18 protein-coding genes and 1 other RNA gene are annotated in these 19972 nt (G+C 67.5%); 11 read left to right on the top strand and 8 right to left on the bottom strand.

Going from position 1 to position 19972, the window contains the following annotated elements:
* Window positions 1-32 precede the first annotated feature (32 nt).
* From APZ15_RS14150 to lipA, 4 genes are read left to right on the top strand one after another with little or no spacing between them, the layout of a single operon-like run.
* Window positions 33-1016 carry a thiamine pyrophosphate-dependent dehydrogenase E1 component subunit alpha gene (locus APZ15_RS14150; RefSeq protein ID WP_021156490.1) on the top strand — a complete coding sequence of 328 codons (984 nt, stop codon included), beginning with the start codon at window positions 33-35 and terminating at the stop codon, window positions 1014-1016.
* A 54-nt stretch (window positions 1017-1070) separates the two neighbouring features.
* Window positions 1071-2075, top strand: coding sequence for an alpha-ketoacid dehydrogenase subunit beta (locus APZ15_RS14145; RefSeq protein WP_027787217.1), 1005 nt, complete (start codon window positions 1071-1073; stop codon window positions 2073-2075).
* A 4-nt stretch (window positions 2076-2079) separates the two neighbouring features.
* The gene (locus tag APZ15_RS14140) at window positions 2080-3195 is read left to right on the top strand and encodes an acetoin dehydrogenase dihydrolipoyllysine-residue acetyltransferase subunit (RefSeq protein WP_027787218.1); all 1116 of its coding nucleotides are present in this window, start codon (window positions 2080-2082) and stop codon (window positions 3193-3195) included.
* 2 nt (window positions 3196-3197) lie between these two features.
* Window positions 3198-4163, top strand: a complete 966-nt coding sequence (gene lipA / locus APZ15_RS14135; protein ID WP_027787219.1) for a lipoyl synthase — start codon at window positions 3198-3200, stop codon at window positions 4161-4163.
* A gap of 11 nt (window positions 4164-4174) precedes the next feature.
* Here lipA and APZ15_RS14130 read toward each other — a convergent pair whose 3' ends face one another.
* From APZ15_RS14130 to trxA, 8 genes are all read right to left on the bottom strand, one after another.
* Window positions 4175-5530 (bottom strand): MATE family efflux transporter, encoded by a 1356-nt coding sequence (locus tag APZ15_RS14130; protein ID WP_027787220.1) that lies wholly within the window; start codon window positions 5528-5530, stop codon window positions 4175-4177.
* 2 nt (window positions 5531-5532) lie between these two features.
* Window positions 5533-7365 carry an ArnT family glycosyltransferase gene (locus tag APZ15_RS14125; protein ID WP_027787221.1) on the bottom strand — a complete coding sequence of 611 codons (1833 nt, stop codon included), beginning with the start codon at window positions 7363-7365 and terminating at the stop codon, window positions 5533-5535.
* Window positions 7366-7509: 144 nt separating this feature from the next.
* Window positions 7510-7770 (bottom strand): type B 50S ribosomal protein L31, encoded by a 261-nt coding sequence (locus APZ15_RS14120; RefSeq protein ID WP_021156486.1) that lies wholly within the window; start codon window positions 7768-7770, stop codon window positions 7510-7512.
* A gap of 157 nt (window positions 7771-7927) precedes the next feature.
* The gene (locus tag APZ15_RS14115; protein ID WP_027787222.1) at window positions 7928-8761 is read right to left on the bottom strand and encodes a M90 family metallopeptidase; all 834 of its coding nucleotides are present in this window, start codon (window positions 8759-8761) and stop codon (window positions 7928-7930) included.
* Between the two features lie 38 nt (window positions 8762-8799).
* On the bottom strand, window positions 8800-10356 hold the full coding sequence (locus tag APZ15_RS14110; RefSeq protein ID WP_027787223.1) for an MFS transporter: 1557 nt from the start codon (window positions 10354-10356) through the stop codon (window positions 8800-8802).
* Window positions 10353-10853 (bottom strand): MerR family transcriptional regulator, encoded by a 501-nt coding sequence (locus tag APZ15_RS14105; RefSeq protein WP_027787224.1) that lies wholly within the window; start codon window positions 10851-10853, stop codon window positions 10353-10355. Before APZ15_RS14105 ends, APZ15_RS14110 begins: the two co-directional genes overlap by 4 nt.
* Before the next feature lie 133 nt (window positions 10854-10986).
* Window positions 10987-12249 (bottom strand): transcription termination factor Rho, encoded by a 1263-nt coding sequence (rho, locus tag APZ15_RS14100; protein ID WP_006478662.1) that lies wholly within the window; start codon window positions 12247-12249, stop codon window positions 10987-10989.
* A 193-nt stretch (window positions 12250-12442) separates the two neighbouring features.
* Window positions 12443-12769, bottom strand: coding sequence for a thioredoxin TrxA (trxA, locus tag APZ15_RS14095; RefSeq protein WP_006402348.1), 327 nt, complete (start codon window positions 12767-12769; stop codon window positions 12443-12445).
* Between the two features lie 400 nt (window positions 12770-13169).
* Between trxA and ffs the strand changes: the two genes are divergently transcribed.
* The 7 genes from ffs to APZ15_RS14065 all read left to right on the top strand — a co-directional run bounded on the left by ffs (window position 13170) and on the right by APZ15_RS14065 (window position 19967).
* An RNA gene (gene ffs / locus APZ15_RS38460) (signal recognition particle sRNA small type) lies at window positions 13170-13268 on the top strand.
* Between the two features lie 127 nt (window positions 13269-13395).
* A complete protein-coding gene (locus APZ15_RS14090) occupies window positions 13396-15753 on the top strand; it encodes a DNA polymerase III subunit gamma/tau (RefSeq protein ID WP_027787225.1) in 2358 nt (785 codons plus the stop codon).
* 92 nt (window positions 15754-15845) lie between these two features.
* Window positions 15846-16172: a YbaB/EbfC family nucleoid-associated protein gene (locus APZ15_RS14085; protein ID WP_006482124.1), complete on the top strand. Its 327-nt coding sequence runs from the start codon at window positions 15846-15848 to the stop codon at window positions 16170-16172.
* A 31-nt stretch (window positions 16173-16203) separates the two neighbouring features.
* Window positions 16204-16800: a recombination mediator RecR gene (recR, locus tag APZ15_RS14080; RefSeq protein WP_006478665.1), complete on the top strand. Its 597-nt coding sequence runs from the start codon at window positions 16204-16206 to the stop codon at window positions 16798-16800.
* A gap of 48 nt (window positions 16801-16848) precedes the next feature.
* Window positions 16849-18054 (top strand): CaiB/BaiF CoA transferase family protein, encoded by a 1206-nt coding sequence (locus tag APZ15_RS14075; RefSeq protein ID WP_027787226.1) that lies wholly within the window; start codon window positions 16849-16851, stop codon window positions 18052-18054.
* 222 nt (window positions 18055-18276) lie between these two features.
* A complete protein-coding gene (gene surE, locus APZ15_RS14070; protein WP_027787227.1) occupies window positions 18277-19038 on the top strand; it encodes a 5'/3'-nucleotidase SurE in 762 nt (253 codons plus the stop codon).
* Complete coding sequence (locus APZ15_RS14065) at window positions 19035-19967, top strand: protein-L-isoaspartate(D-aspartate) O-methyltransferase (RefSeq protein WP_027787228.1); 933 nt, start codon at window positions 19035-19037, stop codon at window positions 19965-19967. The genes surE and APZ15_RS14065 overlap by 4 nt, the downstream gene beginning before the upstream one ends.
* Window positions 19968-19972 lie beyond the last annotated feature (5 nt).

Raw genomic sequence — 19972 nt, 5'->3', positions numbered from 1 at the left:
CATTCGCAGTCAGACCTACCCAGGAGACACACATGACCGTTTCGACACAGCTCAGCAGGGACAAGCTGCTGGACGCCTACCGGCTGATGCGCACGATCCGCGAATTCGAGGAGCGCCTGCACGTCGAATTCGCGACCGGCGAGATCCCCGGCTTCGTTCACCTGTACGCGGGCGAGGAGGCGTCCGCGGTCGGCACGATACTGCACCTCGGCCTCGACGACTACGTCGCGACCACGCACCGTGGCCACGGCCATTGCATCGCGAAGGGCGTCGACGTGCACGGGATGATGGCCGAGATCTACGGCAAGAAAACCGGCGTCTGCCACGGCAAGGGCGGCTCGATGCACATCGCCGACCTGTCGATGGGGATGCTCGGCGCCAACGGGATCGTCGGCGCGGGCGGCCCGCTCGTGTGCGGCGCGGCGCTCGCGGCGAAGCACAAGAAGACGGGCGGCGTCGGCGTGTGCTTCTTCGGCGACGGCGCGTCGAACCAGGGCGTGATCTTCGAATCGATGAACCTCGCGTCGGTGTGGCGGCTGCCCGCGATCTTCGTCGCCGAAAACAACGGTTATGCGGAGGCGACGTCGTCGAGCTGGTCGGTCGCGACCGACAACATCGCCGATCGCGCGAACGGGTTCGGGATGCCGGGCGTGATCGTCGACGGCTTCGACTTCTTCGCGGTGCACGAAGCGCTCGGCGAAGCCGTCGAGCGCGCGCGCAACGGCGGCGGCCCGACGCTCGTCGAGGTGAAGTTCACGCGCTATTTCGGCCACTTCGAAGGCGACGCGCAGACCTATCGCGCACCCGGCGAGGTGCAGAAGCTGCGCGACGAGAAGGACTGCCTGAAGCATTTCGAGACGCGCGTCGTGCGGGCCGAAGCGTTGACGACCGCCGATCTGCGCGCGGTCGATGCCCAGGTGAAGGCGCTGATCGACGACGCGGTCGCGCAGGCCAAGGCCGCGCCGCTGCCGGACGCAGCGGACCTGCTGACCGACGTCTACGTGTCGTACCCGTGAGCGCGGCCTGACACCGCGGCCGACACGGCGAACCGAACATTCCAGGAGACAGACATGGCAAGGAAGATTACTTATTCGCAGGCGATCAACGAGGCGCTCGCGCAGGAAATGGCGCGCGACGACAGCGTGATCGTGATGGGCGAGGACAATGCAGGCGGCGCGGGCGCGCCGGGCGAGGACGACGCGTGGGGCGGCGTGCTCGGCGTGACGAAGGGGCTGTTCCACAAGTTTCCGGGCCGCGTGCTCGACACGCCGCTGTCGGAGGGCGGCTACATCGGCGCGGCGGTCGGTGCGGCCGCATGCGGGATGCGGCCGGTCGCGGAGCTGATGTTCATCGATTTCATGGGCGTGTGCTTCGACCAGATCTTCAACCAGGCCGCCAAGTTCCGCTACATGTTCGGCGGCAAGGCCGTGACGCCGGTCGTGATCCGCGCGATGTACGGCGCCGGGCTGCGCGCGGCCGCGCAGCACTCGCAGATGCTCACGTCGCTGTTCACGCACATCCCGGGGCTGAAGGTCGTGTGCCCGTCGACGCCGTACGACGCGAAGGGGCTGCTGATCCAGGCGATCCGCGACAACGATCCCGTGATCTTCCTCGAACACAAGCTGCTCTATACCCGCGAAGGCGACGTGCCGGAGGAGTCCTATGCCATTCCGTTCGGCGAGGCAAACGTGATGCGCGACGGCAACGACGCGACGATCGTCACGTACGGCCGGATGGTGCATCTCGCGATGGACGCGGCCGCGAAGCTCGCGAAGGACGGCATCCAGGTCGACGTGATCGATCTGCGCACGACGTCGCCGCTCGACGAGGAAACGATCCTCGAAAGCGCGGAGCGCACCGGGCGCGTCGTGGTCGTCGACGAAGCGAACCCGCGCTGCTCGATCGCGACCGACATTGCCGCGCTCGTCGCGCAGCGCGCGTTCCATGCGCTGAAGGCACCGATCGAGCTCGTGACCGCGCCGCACACGCCCGCGCCGTTCGCGAGCGTGCTGGAAGACCTGTATATCCCGTCCGCCGATGCGATTGCGCAGGCGGTCCTGAAGACGAGGAGCTGACACGATGTCGATTCACATGATCACGATGCCCAAGTGGGGGCTGTCGATGGAGCAGGGGCAGGTCAACGGCTGGTTGAAGACGATCGGCGAACGCGTGACGAAGGGCGACGAAGTGCTCGACGTCGAGACCGACAAGATCTCGTCGGGCGTCGAATGCGCGTTCGACGGCACGCTGCGCCGGCAGGTCGCGCAGGAAGGCGAGACGCTGCCGGTCGGCGCGCTGCTCGGCGTCGTCGCGGCGGCCGATGCGAGCGATGCGGACATCGACGCGGCGATCGCCGATTTCCAGCGCGATTTCGTGCCGAGCGCGGCCTCCGACGAAGCGGCCGGCCCGCAACCCGAGAAGGCGCAGATCGGCGGCCGGACGGTGCGCTTCCTGAAGCTCGGCGAAGGCACCGGCACACCCGCCGTGCTGATTCACGGCTTCGGCGGCGACCTGAATAACTGGCTGTTCAATCACGCGGATCTCGCCGCGCACCGGCCCGTGTGGGCACTGGACCTGCCCGGCCATGGCGAATCGGGCAAGGCGGTCGAGACGGGTAGCCTCGACGAACTGGCCGACGCGGTGCTCGCGCTGCTCGATGCGAAGGGCATCGACCAGGCGCACCTGATCGGCCATTCGATGGGCGGCGCGGTTGCGATGGCGGCCGCGGAACGCGCGCCGCAACGCGTCGCGTCGCTGACGCTGATCGCGAGCGCGGGGCTCGGTACCGACATCAACCGCGCTTACATCGACGGTTTCGTCGCCGGCAACAGCCGCAACACGCTGAAGCCGCACCTCGGTGCGCTGTTCGCGGACAACGCGCTGGTCACGCGGCAGCTCGTCGAGGATCTCGTCAAGTACAAGCGGCTCGAAGGCGTGCAGGCCGCGCTCGAGAAGATCGCGAACGCGGCGTTCGACGGCGCCGCACAGCGGCGTGTGTTCCGCGGCCGGCTCGCGACGCTTGCGCCGCGCACGCTCGTGATCTGGGGCGAGCGCGACCAGGTGATCCCGGCGCATCACGCGCAGGCTTTGCCCGACGGCGTGCGTGCCGAAGTGATCGCCGGCCGCGGGCACATGGTGCAGATGGAGGCGGCCGCCGACGTGAACCGCCTGATCGTCGCGTTCCTCGGAGACTGACGATGGCCGCCGCGCTCGAACGACCCAGTCTCACGGCGCTCGGCCAGCCGGGCGCGAGAAGCCGCGACAAGCTCGCGCGCATTCCGGTGCGCGTCGAGCCCGCGGCAGGCGCGGCGCTGCCGAAGCCGCCGTGGCTGCGCGCGCGGCCGATGATGAGCGCGGCGGTGGCCGACATGGCTGCCGTGCTGCGCGACCATCGGCTGCATTCCGTCTGCGAGGAGGCGATGTGCCCGAACATCGGCGAGTGCTTCGCGCAGCGCACCGCGACCTTCATGATCATGGGCGGCCTGTGCACGCGGCGCTGCCCGTTCTGCGACGTCGCGCACGGTCGTCCCGAGCCGCTCGATCCCGACGAGCCGGCGCGGCTGGCCGACACGGCCGCGGCGCTCGGCCTGCGCTACGTCGTGATCACGTCGGTCGACCGCGACGACTTGCGCGACGGCGGCGCCGCGCATTTCGCCGCGTGCATCGCGGCGGTACGTGCGAGTGTGCCGGGCATCGGCGTCGAAGTGCTGACGCCGGACTTCCGCGGCCGCGTGGCCCGTGCGCTCGATGCGCTGTCGACGGCCTGGCCCGACGTGTTCAACCACAACATCGAGACGGTGCCGTCGCTGTATCGCGCGGCGCGACCGGGCGCCGACTATCGCGGCTCGCTCGAATTGCTCGCGCAGGCGAAGGCCGCGCGGCCGACGCTCGTGACGAAGTCGGGACTGATGCTCGGGCTCGGCGAGCGCGACGACGAGGTGCGCGACACGCTGCGCGACCTGCGCGCGCACGAAGTCGACGTGCTGACGCTCGGCCAGTATCTGGCGCCGTCGGCGCATCACCTGCCGGTGCGACGCTACGTGAGCCCGGAGGCATTCGCCGCGTGGCGCGACGACGCGCTGGCGCTCGGTTTCAGGGAAGTCGTCGCCGGCCCGCTCGTGCGGTCGTCGTACCATGCGGCCGACGTGCTGGAGGACAGGTAGCGGGCGGCGCGTCAGGCCGGCGCCGGAGTGCGCGCGCGACTCACCCGGCGCAGGTACAGCACGAGCCCGGCGCCCGCGAGCATCAGGCTGACCGTGTTCGCGAACCAGAAGCCGCGCGCGCCGGTCAGCCACGCGGGCGCGATGCCGCCCACGTCGAAGCCGAGCACGTAGCCGCCGCTGAGCCCGACGCCCCACAGCGCGACCGCATAGATCACGGTCGGCACGACCGCGACCTTGTAGGCCCGCAGCACGAACGCCGACGTGACCTGCAGCGCATCGAAGACGTGGTAGCACGCGACGATCGCGACGAGCGGCATCGCGGCCGCGGCGACGGCCGGGTTCGGCGTATAGCCGCCGATGATCAGCGGTCGCAGCACGAACACGAGCAGGCCGTATGTCGCGGCAATGCCGCACGCGAAGATCACGCTGTGGCGGCCGAGCAGTCGGGCTTCTTCGGGCCGTCCGGCGCCGAGCGCGCGCGCGACCAGCGTCGACGCCGCCACGCCGATCGACAGCGGCGTCATGTACAGCACCGCGCCGATGTTGCCGGCGATCTGGTGGCCGGCGAGCGTCGTCGTGCCGAATTGCGCGATGAACAGCGCCATGCACGTGTACGACGTGACCTCGATCAGGTACGACAGGCCCATCGGCACGCCGAGTTTCAGGATCGCCTTCTGGCGTTCCCAGACCGGCCAGCAGAAGCGCGAGAAGATCGCGAGCGGCGCGAACACGTCGAGCTTCGCGAGCAGCGTGTAGCCGATCAGTGCGAGCGCCCAGTTGATCAGCGTGCTCGCGAGCCCGCAGCCGGGGCCGCCGAGGGCCGGTACGCCGAACCCGCCGAAGATGAACCACACGTTGAGCGGAAACTTGAGCACCAGCGCGCCGATCTGCAGGATCATCGCGAGGCGCGGCTTGCCGGCCGCGTTGGTCAGCGCGTTGTAGATGCGGAAGACGAGGCTGGCGGGCAGCCCGTACGACAGGATGCGCAGGTAGTCGACGGTGCGGTCGTGCAGCGCGGCGGGTGCGTGCGCGACGCGCAGCAGCGGTTCGGGAAAATGCAGCAGGAGAAAGCCGGGCACCGCGAGCAGCAGCGCGAGCCACAGCGCCTGGCGCACTTCCTCGCCGATTTCGGCATAGCGTCGCGCACCGTACAGTTGCCCGGTGATCGGCTGCAGCGCGGACAGGATGCCCGTCAGGCCGATGTAGATCGACACGTAGATCGACGAGCCGAGCCCGAGCGCGGCCAGATCGACGGCCGAGTAGCGGCCGACCATCGCGGTGTCGATCACGCCGAACGCGATGATCGCGAGCTGGCCGACGAGCACCGGCCATGCGAGACCGACGATTCGGCGGATGTCGCCGAACATCGTCAGTCGGCCGGCTGACGGCGCGGCGGACGCCGCTTGACGGGCGTCTTCGGCCGTTCGATGCGCTCGTACAGGCGGAAGCGCTCGTCGCGGTCGGCGACGCGGCGGCCTTCCCACACGAGACGCCACACGTATTGCGACATGGAGCTCGGCTCGCCGAAGTCCGCGCGGTCCTGGCGCAGGATCACGTCGCAGTCGCCGGAGAAATCGAAGCGCATGTTGCCGAAATACGCGAAGGTCGCGATCTGCGCGTCACCGAGCCGCACGGGCGCGATGCACTCGTAGTCGGACGGCAGGTGCACGGCGATCTGCTGCGCGACGTCGCGATAGGTCCGGCCGTAATTGACGATCGGCAGCCACAGCGTCATCAGCAGCACCCACATCAGCGTGGTGCCGGCACCCGACAGCACGACGCTGCGCCACAGAACCTTCGGCTGCCGCGAGATGCGCCAGCGCACGAGGAAGCACCAGCACACCGTGGCGATGACCGCGCAGACGAACGACAGGATCTTGAAGTGCGGCTCGTAGCCGGGCACGAGGCGCGCGAGGTTGCGGGCGAGCGGATGCGGGAAGCCCGTGAGCGAGGCAAGCCACACGAGCCACACGAAGGTGCCGATGATCGTGAAGCTCAGCACCGCGAACCAGTCGATCGCGTTGATCGCGCCGCGCTTGAGGGTCGGCAGCGCGAACGTCGCGAGCACCGCGAGCGGCGGCATCAGCAGCATGTACATGCGGTTCGACTGCTGGCTCTGCAGGATCACGAGCGCGACGAGCGGCACGGCGACCGACAGCGGAATCGCGACGTGCGCGCGGCGGCGCATGCCGGCCCAGCTCCACCATGCCCAGATCGCGAGCGGCCACGCGGGCCACGTGAACAGCGGCAGGTTCTTTGCCGCATAGCCGAGCACGGCGGTCGGCGGGCCGGAAAAGCGCATCAGGCTGCCGTGAATCCACTGGTTGAAGAACCATGCGGCGTCGTCGGGCGCCGCGACGAACGCGGCAAGCGGCCACAGCGCGAAGATCGCGGCCGCGAGCGGTACGCCGACCAGCGGCAGGCGCAGGTTGCGCATCTCGGGCGTGACGAGCCACAGCACGGCCGTGCCGGCGAGCAGGGCGACGACGAGCACCGGGTTGCCGGACAGGGCGACGAGGCCGATCGCGAGCCCCCACCACAGTGCGCCCTGCATCGGCTTGTCGATGCCGCGGACGATCCCGTAGACGAGCATGGCGATCCAAGCGAACTGCGCGAGCTGCGGCGTCGTTTCGTGCCCGCGCTCCGCGAGGCCGAAGCAGGCGACGAGCACCAGCAGCGCGCCGTCGGCGAGCGTGCGGCCGTAGTCGCGCGGCTCGGGTTCGCCGCCGAATGCGTATTTGAACGGCTGGACCTCGGCACGCCGGCCGAGCAGGTAGGCTGCGTACCAGACGAACGCGCACGCGACGCAGAACAGCACGCCGGTATCGACGCGCGACGCGTTGCTCGCATCGACCCACGGGCCGAGGCCGCGGATCGACAGCGCGCCGAGCCAGTAGCCGAGCGGCCCGTCGGTCGTGATGAACTTGCCGACGAGGTTCGGCAGCAGCCAGTCGTGCCAGCCGCCCTTGGCCATCGTCCACATCACGCCGAAGCCCGCCGCGTCCTCGTTCTTCCACGGGTCGCGGCCGAACAGGCCGAACGCTGCGTAGACGAAGCAGAGGGTAAGCAGCAGCCAGCGCGGCAGCGCACGCGTGGCGGAGGCGGTGAGACGGACGACAGGCTTCATGCAGATGAGCGATTTGTTATGGGCGGGCGGCCGGCGCGGGTGCGCGCGGTCGAGCCGGTTTCGAGCATCCGGCATTGTAGACGCGCCGGCAGTTGCGCGTCAGGCCGATGCCCGGACGCCGGCCGGTGCTTTCCCGGCGAGCAGAGACAAAAAAGGGCAGCCTGGGCTGCCCTTTTGTGCGATACCGGTGCGTTGCAACCACCGGATGCGGTGCGAAGCTTACTTCGCCTTGCCGCTGGCGCGAACGCCGAACTTGTTCTTGAACTTCTCGACACGGCCGGCCGTGTCCATGATCTTTTGCTGACCCGTGTAGAACGAGTGCGATTCCGACGACACTTCGATCTTGGCGAGCGGGTAGGTCTTGCCGTCGAGTTCGATGTTTTCACGCGTCTGGATCGTCGAGCGCGTGATGAACTTGAAGCCGTTCGACATGTCTTGGAAGACGACTTCGCGGTAATCCGGGTGAATGCCAGGTTTCATGATTTTCCTTGGTGAGAGCGGTAGCCAACCCGCCGCTTGCCGTGCCGTGCCGCACAAAGTTGCGCGATCCGGCCGACGTCAAGCCCGGCGCGAGCCACTTGCCTAAGGTCGAAAAACGGCGATTATGCCAGAAAATCAGATGGTTGACGAATTATTTTCACGGTGCGTCGAGTGCGCCGGTGCCGGCCGGATCCTGCCGGTAGTAGCGCGCGAGCAGCCGGTATAGCTCCGGAAATTCGGACTCGAACGCTTTCGGCCGTACGAACAGCGCTTCGCTGCACACCGCGAAGAATTCGGACGGGTGGTCGGCCGCATACGGATCGATCAGCGATTCCCGCTCGAAGCGTGCCCACGCGCGGTCCGGCACTGCGTCGACGCGCGCGCAGAACTGGTCGTACGCGTGCTCGAACACGTCGGCCCAGGCCTGCGCATCGAGGTACGGCGCGTGCCAGCGGCGAAAAAGGGGCGGATAGCCGTCGGCTGCGCCGTTGACCATGTCGATCTTGTGCGCGAACTCGTGGATCACGACGTTGTACGCGTCGCGGCCGTCCGTCATCTGCGCATCCTCCCACGACAGGATCACGGGGCCGCCTTCCCAGGCCTCGCCGCTCGCGTCCTGCTCCACTTCGTGGACGACGCCGTCCTCGTCCTGCACCGTCTTGCGGATCACGAATTCGCCCGGATACACGACGACGCCGACCCAGCCGTCGTACAGCGACAGGTCGAGATTCAGCACGGGCAGGCAGGCCTGCGCGGCGATCGCGACGATCATCGCGTCGGTCAGCTCGAGCCCGTGCGCGGTCGAGAACGATTTCTTCGCGACGAACAGGCTCGTCAGTTCGCGCAGCCGGCCGAGCGCGTCGGGCGACAGCGCCGCGAGGAACGGCAGGCGCTCGACGGTGTCGTGCCATAGCGCGTCGGGGATCGGATGGCTGCGCAGCGCGCGGTCGCGGCGGCGGTCGTCGAACCAGCGGGTCAGTTTCGAGAGCATGAAGGCGGCTCGCGGAAATCCAAAGCCTGTCTTTTAACTCAATCGATCTCTTTTTGCCATGCCGCGAAGAGGCCGCCGACGAGCGCCACGCCGGCCAGGAAGTAAAAGCCGTCGAGCGACGCGAGAAACGACGCCTGTTGCGCGACCATGCGCGCGATCGACGCGATCGCGAGCCCGTGCGCGTCGCTCAGCGCGTGGCCGGCGGCCGCATAGCTGCGCGTCAGCGCATCGGCGGTCTGCTGGAACAGCGGATCGAACACGTTCGCACGCTCGACGAGTCGCGTCTGGTGCACGGCCACGCGGTGCTGTTCGACGATGATCACCGACGACGTCGCAAACGAGATCGTCAGTTGCCGCACGATGTTCTTCAGCCGGTAGCCGTGCGTATATTCGTCGATCGCGAAGATCCGGAACGTCAGGTTGGCCACCGGCAGCACGATGAAGAGCAGGAGCAGCCCGCGCAGCAGCAGCGGGACGATCAGCGCGGCTTCGCCGACCTGCGGCGTCATTCGCGTCATCCACAGCGCGGCCGTGATGGCGATCGCGAACCCCGGCACGACGAACCACTTCTTGTGCGTGACGAATTTCGCGTAACGCAGGTAGGCGAACAGCGCGGTGGCCGAAATCAGCGACATCGTGCCGACGAGCCGCCCGGCGTTCTCGACCGGATAGCCGAGCCCGCCTTCGAGAAGCCGCGAGGTCAGGTAACTGAAGCCTGTCGACTCGTAGTAATAGAACATGTAGAGCAGCAGCCCGACCTGGAACGTCCGTTCGCGGAACGCGTGAAGGCGCACGAGCGGCGTCGGATGGTTCCACTGGTGATACGCGAACCACGCGAGCGCGCCGATCCCCGCGATCGTCAGCAGGATCAGCATCGGCGAGCCGCTGTAGAGCTGGTAATGCACCTGCTGCAGCACGATCTGCAGCGCACCTTGTGCGAGTGCGAACACGACGTACGGCCAGAAGTGTCCGGAACCGCGTTCGTCGTCCGGCGTCCGGCCCGAGTCGGGCAGCGTGAGCAGCGCGAGGATCGCGAACGCGATGCCGGCCGGCGCCGTGCATGCAAACAGTGCGCGCCATGTCGAATGCGCGACGAGCAGGCCACCCACGATCGGCGCGAGCGCGCTGCCGAGCAGGATCATGATGAGGAACGCGCGCGTCGCGGGCGGCCGTTCCTGCGGCTTGAAACTGATCTGGATCAGGATCCGGCACGCGCCCATCATCGGGCCGATGAAATATCCCTGGAAACCGCGCGCGAACGCGAGTTCGAGCGACGTGTCGGCGATCGCGGCCGCGATCGCGCCGAACGAGAACATCAGCATGCAGCCGGCGACGTAGCGGCGATGGCCGAGCCGGTCGACCCACCATTGCTGCTGCAGGATGCCGAGTACGGCTGTGACCGCGTAAGCGCTCGACGACCACACGAGTTCGTCGGGCGAAGCGTTGATGCCGCCCGCGATGTAGCTCGCGAAGAACGAGAAGGCCGCGTTGTCGAAATAGTCGATGCCGGTGACGAGCGCGAGCGCCCACGGGAACAGGTCCGCGCGCAGGTTCGCGCGGCTCCATAGCGGCGGGCGACCGGGCATCGCGTTCATTCGCGAGCCTTGCGCGCGCGCCGCGTGCCGCTTTCGGCCTGCCGCTGCGCGATCAGCGCGTCGGCGTTTTCGCCGGCAAGACGCCGCTCGACGTAGTCGATGTCGTGCTGCAGTTCCTTGCGCAGCGCGACGGCTTCCTTCAGCTCGCGCTGGACGGCCGCGATCCGCCGGTCGAGCGTATCGATCTGCTCGGCGAGGCCGGTACGGATATCGCGCAGCGACGCTTCCGAGTAGCGGCGCCGGCCGTCGGCCGTTTCTTCGAGCGGGCGCTTCAGCATTTCGGTGATGCCGTGCAGCGAGAAGCCGAGCGCGCGCAGCCGCAGGATGCGCGCGAAGCGCTCGAGGTCGGCTTCGTCGTAGAGGCGGTAGCGGCCCTCGCTGCGCGACGGCGTGACGAGTCCGCGCTCCTCGTAATACTTCAGCGTGCGCGGCGTGACGCCGAGTCGCGACGCGGCATCGCTCACGGTCAGCAACGGGTTGGAGGTGTCGTTCGGCATGGGGCGTGGAGGGAATTCGATCCGGGCGATGGCGCGATTGTAGATCAACCTGTGCGTTCACGTTCAGGTTGGCGCCGAAAAACGGCCGCCGGGCAGGATGCGCGGGCGGCCGTTCGGTGCGGGGCGGGGGCGCTTAGCCGCCGCGGCGCATCAGGTCGAAGAACTCGGAGTTGCTCTTCGTCTGGCGGATCTTGTCGAGCAGAAATTCCATTGCCTCGACTTCGTCCATGTCGTGGATGAACTTGCGCAGCACCCAGATCTTCTGGAGGATCTCGGGCTTGATCAGCATTTCTTCGCGGCGCGTGCCCGACTTGTTCAGGTTGATCGACGGATAGACGCGCTTTTCCGCGAGGCGGCGCTCGAGGTGCACTTCCATGTTGCCGGTGCCCTTGAACTCTTCGTAGATCACGTCGTCCATGCGGCTGCCGGTTTCGATCAGTGCGGTGCCGATGATCGTCAGCGAGCCGCCTTCCTCGATATTGCGCGCCGCGCCGAAGAAGCGCTTCGGACGCTGCAGTGCGTTCGCGTCGACACCGCCCGTCAGCACCTTGCCCGACGCCGGGATCACGGTGTTGTATGCGCGTGCGAGACGCGTGATCGAGTCGAGCAGGATCACGACGTCGTGCTTCATTTCGACGAGGCGCTTGGCCTTCTCGATCACCATTTCGGCGACCTGGACGTGGCGCGTGGCCGGTTCGTCGAACGTCGAGGCGATCACTTCGCCCGCGACCGAGCGCTGCATTTCGGTCACTTCTTCAGGGCGCTCGTCGATCAGCAGCACGAACAGGATCACGTCCGGGTGGTTCTGCTTGATCGCGTGCGCGATGTGCTGGAGCATCACGGTCTTGCCCGACTTCGGCGATGCGACGAGCAGGCCGCGCTGGCCTTTGCCGATCGGCGCGATCATGTCGATGATGCGGCCCGTGACGTTCTCTTCGCCGCGCATTTCGCGTTCGAGCGAGAGCGGCTTGTTCGGGTGCAGCGGCGTGAGGTTCTCGAACATGATCTTGTGTTTCGAGGCCTCGGGCGGCTGCCCGTTGACTTTGTCGACCTTCACCAGCGCGAAGTAGCGTTCGCCGTCCTTCGGCGTGCGGACTTCACCTTCGATGGTGTCGCCGGTGTGCAGGTTGAAGCGGCGGATCTGCGACGGGCTGATGTAGATGTCGTCGGTGCTCGCGAGGTACGACATTTCCGGTGAGCGCAGGAAGCCGAAACCGTCCGGCAGCACTTCGAGCGTACCGTCACCGAAGATCGTCTCTCCCGTCTTGGCGCGCTTTTTAAGAATGGCAAACATCAACTCCTGCTTGCGCAGGCGGTTCGCGTTTTCGATCTCGAGGCCATTGGCCATTTCGATCAGTTCGGACACGTGCAGAGACTTGAGCTCGGATAAATGCATACGGAGAACCCGCCAGGGAGGAGACGACGAAAGAAATAAAGGGAGGAGGGCGAGCGGAAGCGCTCAGAGACTTAAATGCGTCTTGTAGACGTTTTTTGATTCTAGCATAGGCCGATTCGCGCTTGAGCGAGCGAACGGCGGCTTGACGGCGGACGTGTTGCCGGTTGACAACACGTCCGCGGAACTGCCGGTATTACAGGTGGCTGTCCAGGAATGCGGTGAGCTGCGACTTCGACAGCGCGCCGACCTTCTGCGCGGCGGCCGCGCCATTCTTGAACAGGATCAGCGTCGGGATGCCGCGCACGCCGAACTTGGCGGGCGTTGCCTGGTTGTCGTCGACGTTGATCTTCGCGATCTGCAGCTTGTCGCCGTAGTCCTTCGCGACTTCGTCGAGGATCGGGGCGATCATCTTGCACGGGCCGCACCATTCGGCCCAGAAATCGACGAGCACGGGCTTGTCGGACTTGACGACGTCCTGTTCGAACGATGCGTCGCTGATGTGTTTGATCTGTTCGCTCATTGGGTCAATACCTCTTACGGTTCGGGGACTGCCTGCTTGCGCGTTGCGGCGTACCGGCCGCCGTTGGCTGCCGGCCGCTGCGGCAGGTCACTCCGCTCTCCGGACAGGAGGGGTGTAAGCGCTGCATGCCGCGGCTCGCGGGTCGTTCGGGCGTCATATTAGCTTAAATTGCTATCTGCTGCGGGCGGCGATAGTAGCCGCTACGCGAGTAGGGGTACGACGCGCCGTTCGACCGTTGTGCCCTGCAGGTGGAGGCCGGCCCGTAAATTACAAGGGGACGCAGGCAATTCGATGCGGGCGAGCGTCGTGCGACCCGATGCGCGCCGGTTTGTCCGGTCATATTCGCATTGGTGCGAACAAACGGTCGCATTCATCCGGAAGCGGTGATAGAATATGCCGTGACGGGCCTCCTCGCATGGTGGGGCGGTGAACCTGGTCAGGTCGGGAACGAAGCAGCCACAATCGTTTTCCGCCAGTGCCGAGGGTCGGGCTCGTCACCTTCCTTCTCGCCCCGTTCGCCGGGCGTTTTTTATTTCTGCACCACACTCCGTTTTACCTGCGCGTTGCCTGTCTTTCGCACCGTTTCGCGTGTCGGCGCGACGCAGCGTTACTGATACAATTTCCCGATGACCTATCAAGTTCTCGCACGCAAGTGGCGTCCGAAGGATTTCGCTTCGCTCGTCGGCCAGGAGCACGTCGTCAGGGCGCTCACGCACGCGCTCGACGGCGGGCGTCTCCATCACGCCTATCTGTTTACCGGAACCCGCGGTGTCGGCAAGACGACGCTGTCGCGGATCTTCGCCAAGGCACTCAACTGTGAAACCGGCGTCACGTCGCAGCCGTGCGGCGTGTGTCGCGCCTGTCGCGAGATCGACGAAGGGCGTTTCGTCGATTACGTCGAGATGGATGCCGCGAGCAACCGCGGCGTCGATGAAATGGCCGCGCTGCTCGAGCGCGCCGTGTACGCGCCCGTCGATGCGCGCTTCAAGGTCTACATGATCGACGAAGTGCACATGCTGACGAATCACGCGTTCAACGCGATGCTGAAGACGCTCGAAGAGCCGCCGCCGCACGTCAAGTTCATCCTTGCGACGACCGATCCGCAGAAAATTCCCGTCACCGTGCTGTCGCGCTGTCTGCAGTTCAACCTGAAGCAGATGCCGGCCGGGCATATCGTGTCGCATCTCGAACGGATTCTCGGCGAAGAACACATCACGTTCGAGCCGCAGGCGCTGCGCCTGCTCGCGCGTGCCGCGCAGGGCAGCATGCGTGACGCGCTGTCCCTCACCGACCAGGCGATCGCCTATTCGGCAAACGAGGTGACCGAGTCGGCCGTGTCGGGCATGCTCGGCGCGCTCGACCAGACTTACATGGTGCGTCTGCTCGACGCGCTTGCCGCGGGCAGCGGCCCCGAAATCCTTGCGATTGCCGACGAGATGTCGCTGCGCAGCCTGTCGTTCTCGACCGCGCTTCAGGATCTCGCGAGCCTGCTGCACCGGATCGCGTGGGCGCAGTTCGCGCCGGGCTCGGTGCTTGACGAATGGCCCGAAGCGGGCGACCTGCGCCGCTTCGCGGAGACGCTGAGCCCCGAGCAGGTCCAGCTGTTCTATCAGATCGCGACGGTCGGCCGCGCGGAACTCGGCCTGGCGCCGGACGAATACGCCGGTTTCACGATGACGCTGCTGCGGATGCTCGCGTTCGAGCCGGCTGTGGCAACCGGCAGCGCGCCGGGCGGACAGCCGTCCGTGCCGCGTGCGGTGCCGGGGCCGCGCGTGGCGGCGGCGTCGGCTGCCGTGGCGAAGCCGGTATCCGCCGCACCTGTCGAGGCAGCGCGGCCGCAGGCTACGGCAACGGCCGCGCCAGCGGCGCCGGTTGTGCGTGCGGCGCCGGCACCGGCTGGCGGCGAAGCAGACCAGCCGGCTGAGAAGCCGGCTGCCGTCCCGGCATCCCCGGCCCAGGTTGATGAGCCGGTCGTCGATACGCCGCAGCCGCGCGTGGCCGCAGTACCGCAAGCGGAGCCGGCCAGCGAGAGGCCGACACCCGCCCGCAATGAACCCGAGCCGCCGGCTGCGGTTGTGCAGCGAAGCGACACGCCGGCTGCGCCGGCCGAACCGGTGCCGCGCGCTGCGTCGCCCGAGCCCGCCGCCCGTCCGGCAGCGCGTTCCGGGGGAGCCGCCGCCGCGCTGGACGTGCTGCGCAATGCGGGGATGCGCGTGTCGTCCGACCGCGGTCGTGCAGGCGCCGCCGCGAAACCGGCCGCCCAGCCGGCCGCCGAGAAGCCCGTCGCGCCGCGTCCCGCCGCCGTACAGGTACCGACGCCGCGCGCGGCGGCCCGTGCGCCGCAGGCAGCCGATGCACGTCAGGCCCCGCCGCCGTGGGAGGACATCCCGCCGGACGAATACGTGCCGCTCAGTGCCGACGAGATGTTTGGCGGCCCGCCCGACGACGGCTTCGTGCCGGTATTCGACAGCGGCCCCGACGATGTGCGCGTGACGCCGAAGCCGGCGGAAGCCCGCCCGTCCGCTCCGGTCGACACGCGTCCGCTGCCGCCCGCGATCGCGCTCGATCCGGTCGGCTTCGATGGCGAGTGGCCGGCGCTGGCCGCGCGGCTGCCGCTCAAGGGCGTCGCGTACCAGCTCGCGTTCAACAGCGAGCTGACGGCCGTCGATGCGACTACGTTGAAACTTTCAGTGCCGGTGCCGCAATATGCGGACGCTGCGCAGGTGGCGAAGCTGAAGGCCGCGCTGGCCGATGCGCTCGGCAAACCGGTCGAGGTGGCCGTCGAAATCGGGCCCGCCCGGCGTACGGCGGCGGCACTCGATGCGGCTGCGCGCGCAGCACGCCAGCGTGAGGCCGAGCAGGAGATTCACGGCGATCCGTTCGTCCAGCAGCTCGTGCGCGACTTCGGTGCGCGCATCGTCGAGGGTTCGGTGCGCCCGCTCGCCGACGCGGCGCCGGACGGCCCGCCGCCGACGCTGCATTGAACTGAGCGCCCCGCGACAGGCACAATCACGCCCACACATTGGCCGGCACGCGCCGCGTGCCGGTTTTCACACGATCAAGAAGGAGTATTCCCATGTTGAAAGGCAACCTCGCCGGACTGATGAAGCAAGCGCAGCAAATGCAGGAAAACATGAAGAAGATGCAGGAGCAGCTTGCGCTGATCGAAGTCGAAGGACAGTCGGGCGCCGGCCTCGTCAAGGTGACGATGACGTGCCGCAACGAAGTGCGTCGCGTGTCGATCGACCCGAGCCTGCTCGCGGACGACAAGGACATGCTCGAGGATCTCGTCGCGGCTGCGTTCAACGACGCCGTGCGCAAGGCCGAAGCGACGTCGCAGGAAAAGATGAGCGGCATGACGTCCGGCCTGCCGCTGCCCCCGGGCTTCAAGCTGCCGTTCTGAACGCGGCGTCCGTGCCACTTTTTGCCGCCGTATGAAACAGCCGTCCGCCCTGTCCGCTCTCGTCGAAGCGTTGCGCGTGCTGCCCGGTGTCGGGCCGAAATCCGCCCAGCGTATGGCGGTCCACCTGATGCAGCACGATCGGGAGGGCGCGGAGCGGCTCGGCCGGTCGCTGCTGTTCGCGACCGAGCACCTGCAGCATTGCGAGAAGTGCAATACGTTCACCGAAGCGCAGATCTGCGAGGTCTGCAGCGACGAAGAGCGTGATCCGACGCTGCTGTGCGTCGTCGAGACGCCCGCCGACCAGATCATGCTCGAGCAGACGATGACTTACCGCGGGCTGTATTTCGTGCTGATGGGCCGGTTGAGCCCGCTCGACGGGATCGGCCCGAAGGAAATCCATTTCGACCGCCTCGTGCGGCGCGCGTCCGACGGGGTCGTCAAGGAGGTCGTGCTCGCGACCAACTTCACGAACGAGGGCGAGGCCACCGCGCACTACCTCGGCCAGACGCTGAAGGCGCGCGGGCTCGCGGTCACGCGCCTCGCGCGTGGCGTGCCGGTGGGCGGCGAGCTCGAATATGTCGACGCGGGCACCATCGCCCGCGCGATGCTCGACCGCCGCACGATGTAAGCCGGGCGCCGCCGGTCGGCGGCGCCGTTCCTCATGCCAGGGAGACACATGAGCACCAGCCAGGGCCCGCTCGCGGGCGTCAAAGTGCTCGAATTCGGAACATTGATCGCGGGGCCGTTCGCGTCGCGGCTGTTCGCCGAATTCGGCGCGGAAGTGATCAAGATCGAGGATCCGAACGGCGGCGATCCGCTGCGCAAGTGGCGCAAGCTCCATCCGGAGCAGGGCGGCACGTCGCTGTGGTGGTCCGTGCAGGCGCGCAACAAGAAATCGGTCACGCTCAACCTGAAGGCCGACGCCGGCAAGGCGATCGCGCGGCAACTCGCGCGCGAGGCCGACATCGTGATCGAGAATTTCCGCCCGGGCCTGCTGGAAAAGCTCGGGCTCGGCTACGACGTGCTGTCGGCCGAGAACCCGGGCCTCGTGATGGTGCGCCTGTCCGGCTACGGGCAGACGGGCCCGTACCGCGACCGGCCCGGTTTCGGCGCGATCGCCGAATCGATGGGCGGCCTGCGCCACATCACCGGGTATCCCGACCTGCCGCCGCCGCGCATCGGCATCTCCATCGGCGATTCGATCGCCGCGCTGCATGGCGTGATCGGCGCGCTGATGGCATTGCATCACCGCAAGGTCAACGGCGGCGCGGGGCAGGTGGTCGACGTTGCACTGTATGAAGCCGTTTTCAACATGATGGAAAGCGTGGTGCCCGAATACGGTGTGTACGGGATGGTGCGCGAGCGCACCGGCGCGTCGCTGCCGGGTATCGTGCCGTCGAACACGTATGCATGCCGCGACGGCAGTATCGTGATCGGCGGCAACAGCGACCCGATCTTCAAGCGGCTGATGAAGGCGATCGAGCGCGACGACCTCGCCGACGATCCCGCACTCGCGCAAAACGACGGGCGCGTGCCGCGCACGCAGGAGATCGACGACGCGATTGCCGCATGGCTCGCGCCGCGCACGATCGATGAAGCGCTCGTCGTGCTCAACGCGGCCGACGTGCCTGCCGGGCGCATCTACAGCGCCGCCGACATGTTCACCGATCCGCAGTTCGTCGCGCGGCAGATGATCCAGCGCTTCAAGCTGGCCGACGGCACCGACATTCCGTTGCCGAACATCACGCCGAAGCTGTCGGACACGCCGGGCGAAACGCGCTGGCTCGGGCCCGAACTCGGCGAGCATACCGACGAGGTGCTGCGCGGCCTCGGCTACGATGCGCAGGCGATTGCCGCACTGCGCGACGCGGGGGCGATCTGAACGCCCCTGGACCTGTCGCCTCGCGCCGGGCTCCCCGAAGGGCACATTCCGCAAGCGAGCGCCGTTGGTGCTGGAAAACCCGGGGCGGCGAGGCGTTTTCCTGAACCCGCAGAACGCCGCCGCGCAACGCGGCGGTGCAGCGTGTACGGTCGCCCGCAACCGTCCTTCCGCAGTCGCCGGACTGTCGCTCTCGCGCCATCTTTCCTCGGTTACAATCGCCGGATGCGAATCCTACTCAGCAACGACGACGGCTATCTCGCCCCCGGTCTCGCCGCGCTCAGCGACGCGCTGCGGCCGCTTGCCGAACTCACGGTGATCGCGCCCGAGCAGAACTGCAGCGGCGCGTCGAATTCCCTCACGTTGTCGCGGCCGCTGTCGGTGCAGCGCGCAGCGAGTACGGGTTTTTTCTACGTGAACGGCACGCCGACCGATTCGGTGCACGTCGCGTTGACAGGGATGGCCGACGCCAGGCCGGACCTCGTCGTTTCCGGGATCAACAACGGCCAGAACATGGGCGAAGACACGCTCTATTCGGGGACAGTTGCGGCCGCCACCGAAGGCATCATGTTCGGCGTGCCGGCCATTGCGTTCTCGCTGGTCGACAAGGGCTGGGCCCATCTCGCGGACGCGGCGCGCGTCGCCGCGGAGATCGTCGAGCACTCCCTCGCGCATCCGCTGCCGGGACAGCCGCTGTTGAACGTCAATATTCCGAACCTGCCTTACGACGAACTGAAAGGCTGGAAAGTCACGCGTCTCGGCAAACGTCATCCGTCGCAGCCGGTGATTCGCCAGACCGACCCGCGCGGCGAACCGATCTACTGGATCGGTGCGGCGGGCGAAGCGCTGGACGCCAGCGAAGGCACCGATTTTCACGCGGTGGCAAACGGTTTCGTATCGATCACGCCGCTGCAGCTGGACCTCACGCATACGCAGATGCTGCCCGCGACGCGCGAATGGGCGCGCGCCGGAGGGCGGGCTTCATGAGCGGCGAGCGCGCGAAGCGGTTCCCGCTCGCGCTCGAAGATCTCAAGCGAGCGCCACGCAAGTCGGAAGGTCGGGCCGGTGAACGCCATGCGGCGGTCGCGGCATCGAAGGCCGCCGACAAGCCCGCGGCCGTGCTGAAACCGGTTGCGGTGAAACCCGCTGCCCCGCGCACAGCCATGCCCGGTTCCCCCGCCGCGAAGCCCGCGACCGCACCGAAGCCGACCGCGCTGAAGCCCGCGATGCCGAAGCCGGCCGCGCCGAGCGTCGCGCCGGCCGGCGCGTTCGCGCTCACGTCGGAACGCGTGCGCGAACGGATGGTCGAACGGCTGCGCGCGAACGGCGTGACCGACGCGCGCGTGCTGGAGGCGATGGCCGCGGTGCCGCGCCACCTGTTCGTGGATCCGGGGCTGGCGACGCAGGCCTACGAGGATTCCGCGCTGCCGATCGGCCACCAGCAGACCATTTCAAAGCCGTCGGTTGTCGCGCGCATGATCGAGCTCGCGATGGCCGGCCGCACGCTCGAGCGCGTGCTCGAGATCGGCACGGGCTGCGGCTATCAGGCCGCCGTGCTGAGCCACGTGGCACGCGACGTGTATTCGATTGAACGCATCAAGCCGCTCTACGAGCGCGCGAAGCTGAACCTGCGGCCGCTGCGCGTGCCGAACATCCGTCTGCACTACGGTGACGGGCGTGTCGGCCTGCCGTCCGCGGCCCCGTTCGACGCGATCGTGATCGCGGCGGCGGGGCTCGACGTGCCGCAGGCGCTGCTCGAGCAGCTCGCGATCGGCGGGCGCCTTGTCGCGCCGGTCGGCGCGCAGAGCGGGCAGCACCAGGTGCTCACGCTCGTCGAGCGCGTCGCGCACGCGCAATGGCGGGAGTCACGGCTTGATCGCGTTTTCTTTGTCCCTTTAAAATCCGGAGTAATTTGAAACCG

It is taken from the genome of Burkholderia cepacia ATCC 25416 (assembly GCF_001411495.1).
Classification (GTDB): domain Bacteria; phylum Pseudomonadota; class Gammaproteobacteria; order Burkholderiales; family Burkholderiaceae; genus Burkholderia; species Burkholderia cepacia.
The sequence above is the reverse complement of the archived record's forward strand: the minus strand, read 5'-3'. Positions and strand labels throughout refer to the sequence as shown.

Excerpts from the sequence above, each read along its gene's own strand:
- APZ15_RS14150 (WP_021156490.1), top strand. The coding sequence starts at position 33 with ATGACCGTTTCGACACAGCTCAGCAGGGACAAGCTGCTGGACGCCTAC.
- APZ15_RS14145 (WP_027787217.1), top strand. The coding sequence starts at position 1,071 with ATGGCAAGGAAGATTACTTATTCGCAGGCGATCAACGAGGCGCTCGCG.
- APZ15_RS14140 (WP_027787218.1), top strand. The coding sequence starts at position 2,080 with ATGTCGATTCACATGATCACGATGCCCAAGTGGGGGCTGTCGATGGAG.
- lipA (WP_027787219.1), top strand. The coding sequence starts at position 3,198 with ATGGCCGCCGCGCTCGAACGACCCAGTCTCACGGCGCTCGGCCAGCCG.
- APZ15_RS14130 (WP_027787220.1), bottom strand. The coding sequence starts at position 5,530 with ATGTTCGGCGACATCCGCCGAATCGTCGGTCTCGCATGGCCGGTGCTC.
- APZ15_RS14125 (WP_027787221.1), bottom strand. The coding sequence starts at position 7,365 with ATGCCGGATGCTCGAAACCGGCTCGACCGCGCGCACCCGCGCCGGCCG.
- APZ15_RS14120 (WP_021156486.1), bottom strand. The coding sequence starts at position 7,770 with ATGAAACCTGGCATTCACCCGGATTACCGCGAAGTCGTCTTCCAAGAC.
- APZ15_RS14115 (WP_027787222.1), bottom strand. The coding sequence starts at position 8,761 with ATGCTCTCGAAACTGACCCGCTGGTTCGACGACCGCCGCCGCGACCGC.
- APZ15_RS14110 (WP_027787223.1), bottom strand. The coding sequence starts at position 10,356 with ATGAACGCGATGCCCGGTCGCCCGCCGCTATGGAGCCGCGCGAACCTG.
- APZ15_RS14105 (WP_027787224.1), bottom strand. The coding sequence starts at position 10,853 with ATGCCGAACGACACCTCCAACCCGTTGCTGACCGTGAGCGATGCCGCG.
- rho (WP_006478662.1), bottom strand. The coding sequence starts at position 12,249 with ATGCATTTATCCGAGCTCAAGTCTCTGCACGTGTCCGAACTGATCGAA.
- trxA (WP_006402348.1), bottom strand. The coding sequence starts at position 12,769 with ATGAGCGAACAGATCAAACACATCAGCGACGCATCGTTCGAACAGGAC.
- APZ15_RS14090 (WP_027787225.1), top strand. The coding sequence starts at position 13,396 with ATGACCTATCAAGTTCTCGCACGCAAGTGGCGTCCGAAGGATTTCGCT.
- APZ15_RS14085 (WP_006482124.1), top strand. The coding sequence starts at position 15,846 with ATGTTGAAAGGCAACCTCGCCGGACTGATGAAGCAAGCGCAGCAAATG.
- recR (WP_006478665.1), top strand. The coding sequence starts at position 16,204 with ATGAAACAGCCGTCCGCCCTGTCCGCTCTCGTCGAAGCGTTGCGCGTG.
- APZ15_RS14075 (WP_027787226.1), top strand. The coding sequence starts at position 16,849 with ATGAGCACCAGCCAGGGCCCGCTCGCGGGCGTCAAAGTGCTCGAATTC.
- surE (WP_027787227.1), top strand. The coding sequence starts at position 18,277 with ATGCGAATCCTACTCAGCAACGACGACGGCTATCTCGCCCCCGGTCTC.
- APZ15_RS14065 (WP_027787228.1), top strand. The coding sequence starts at position 19,035 with ATGAGCGGCGAGCGCGCGAAGCGGTTCCCGCTCGCGCTCGAAGATCTC.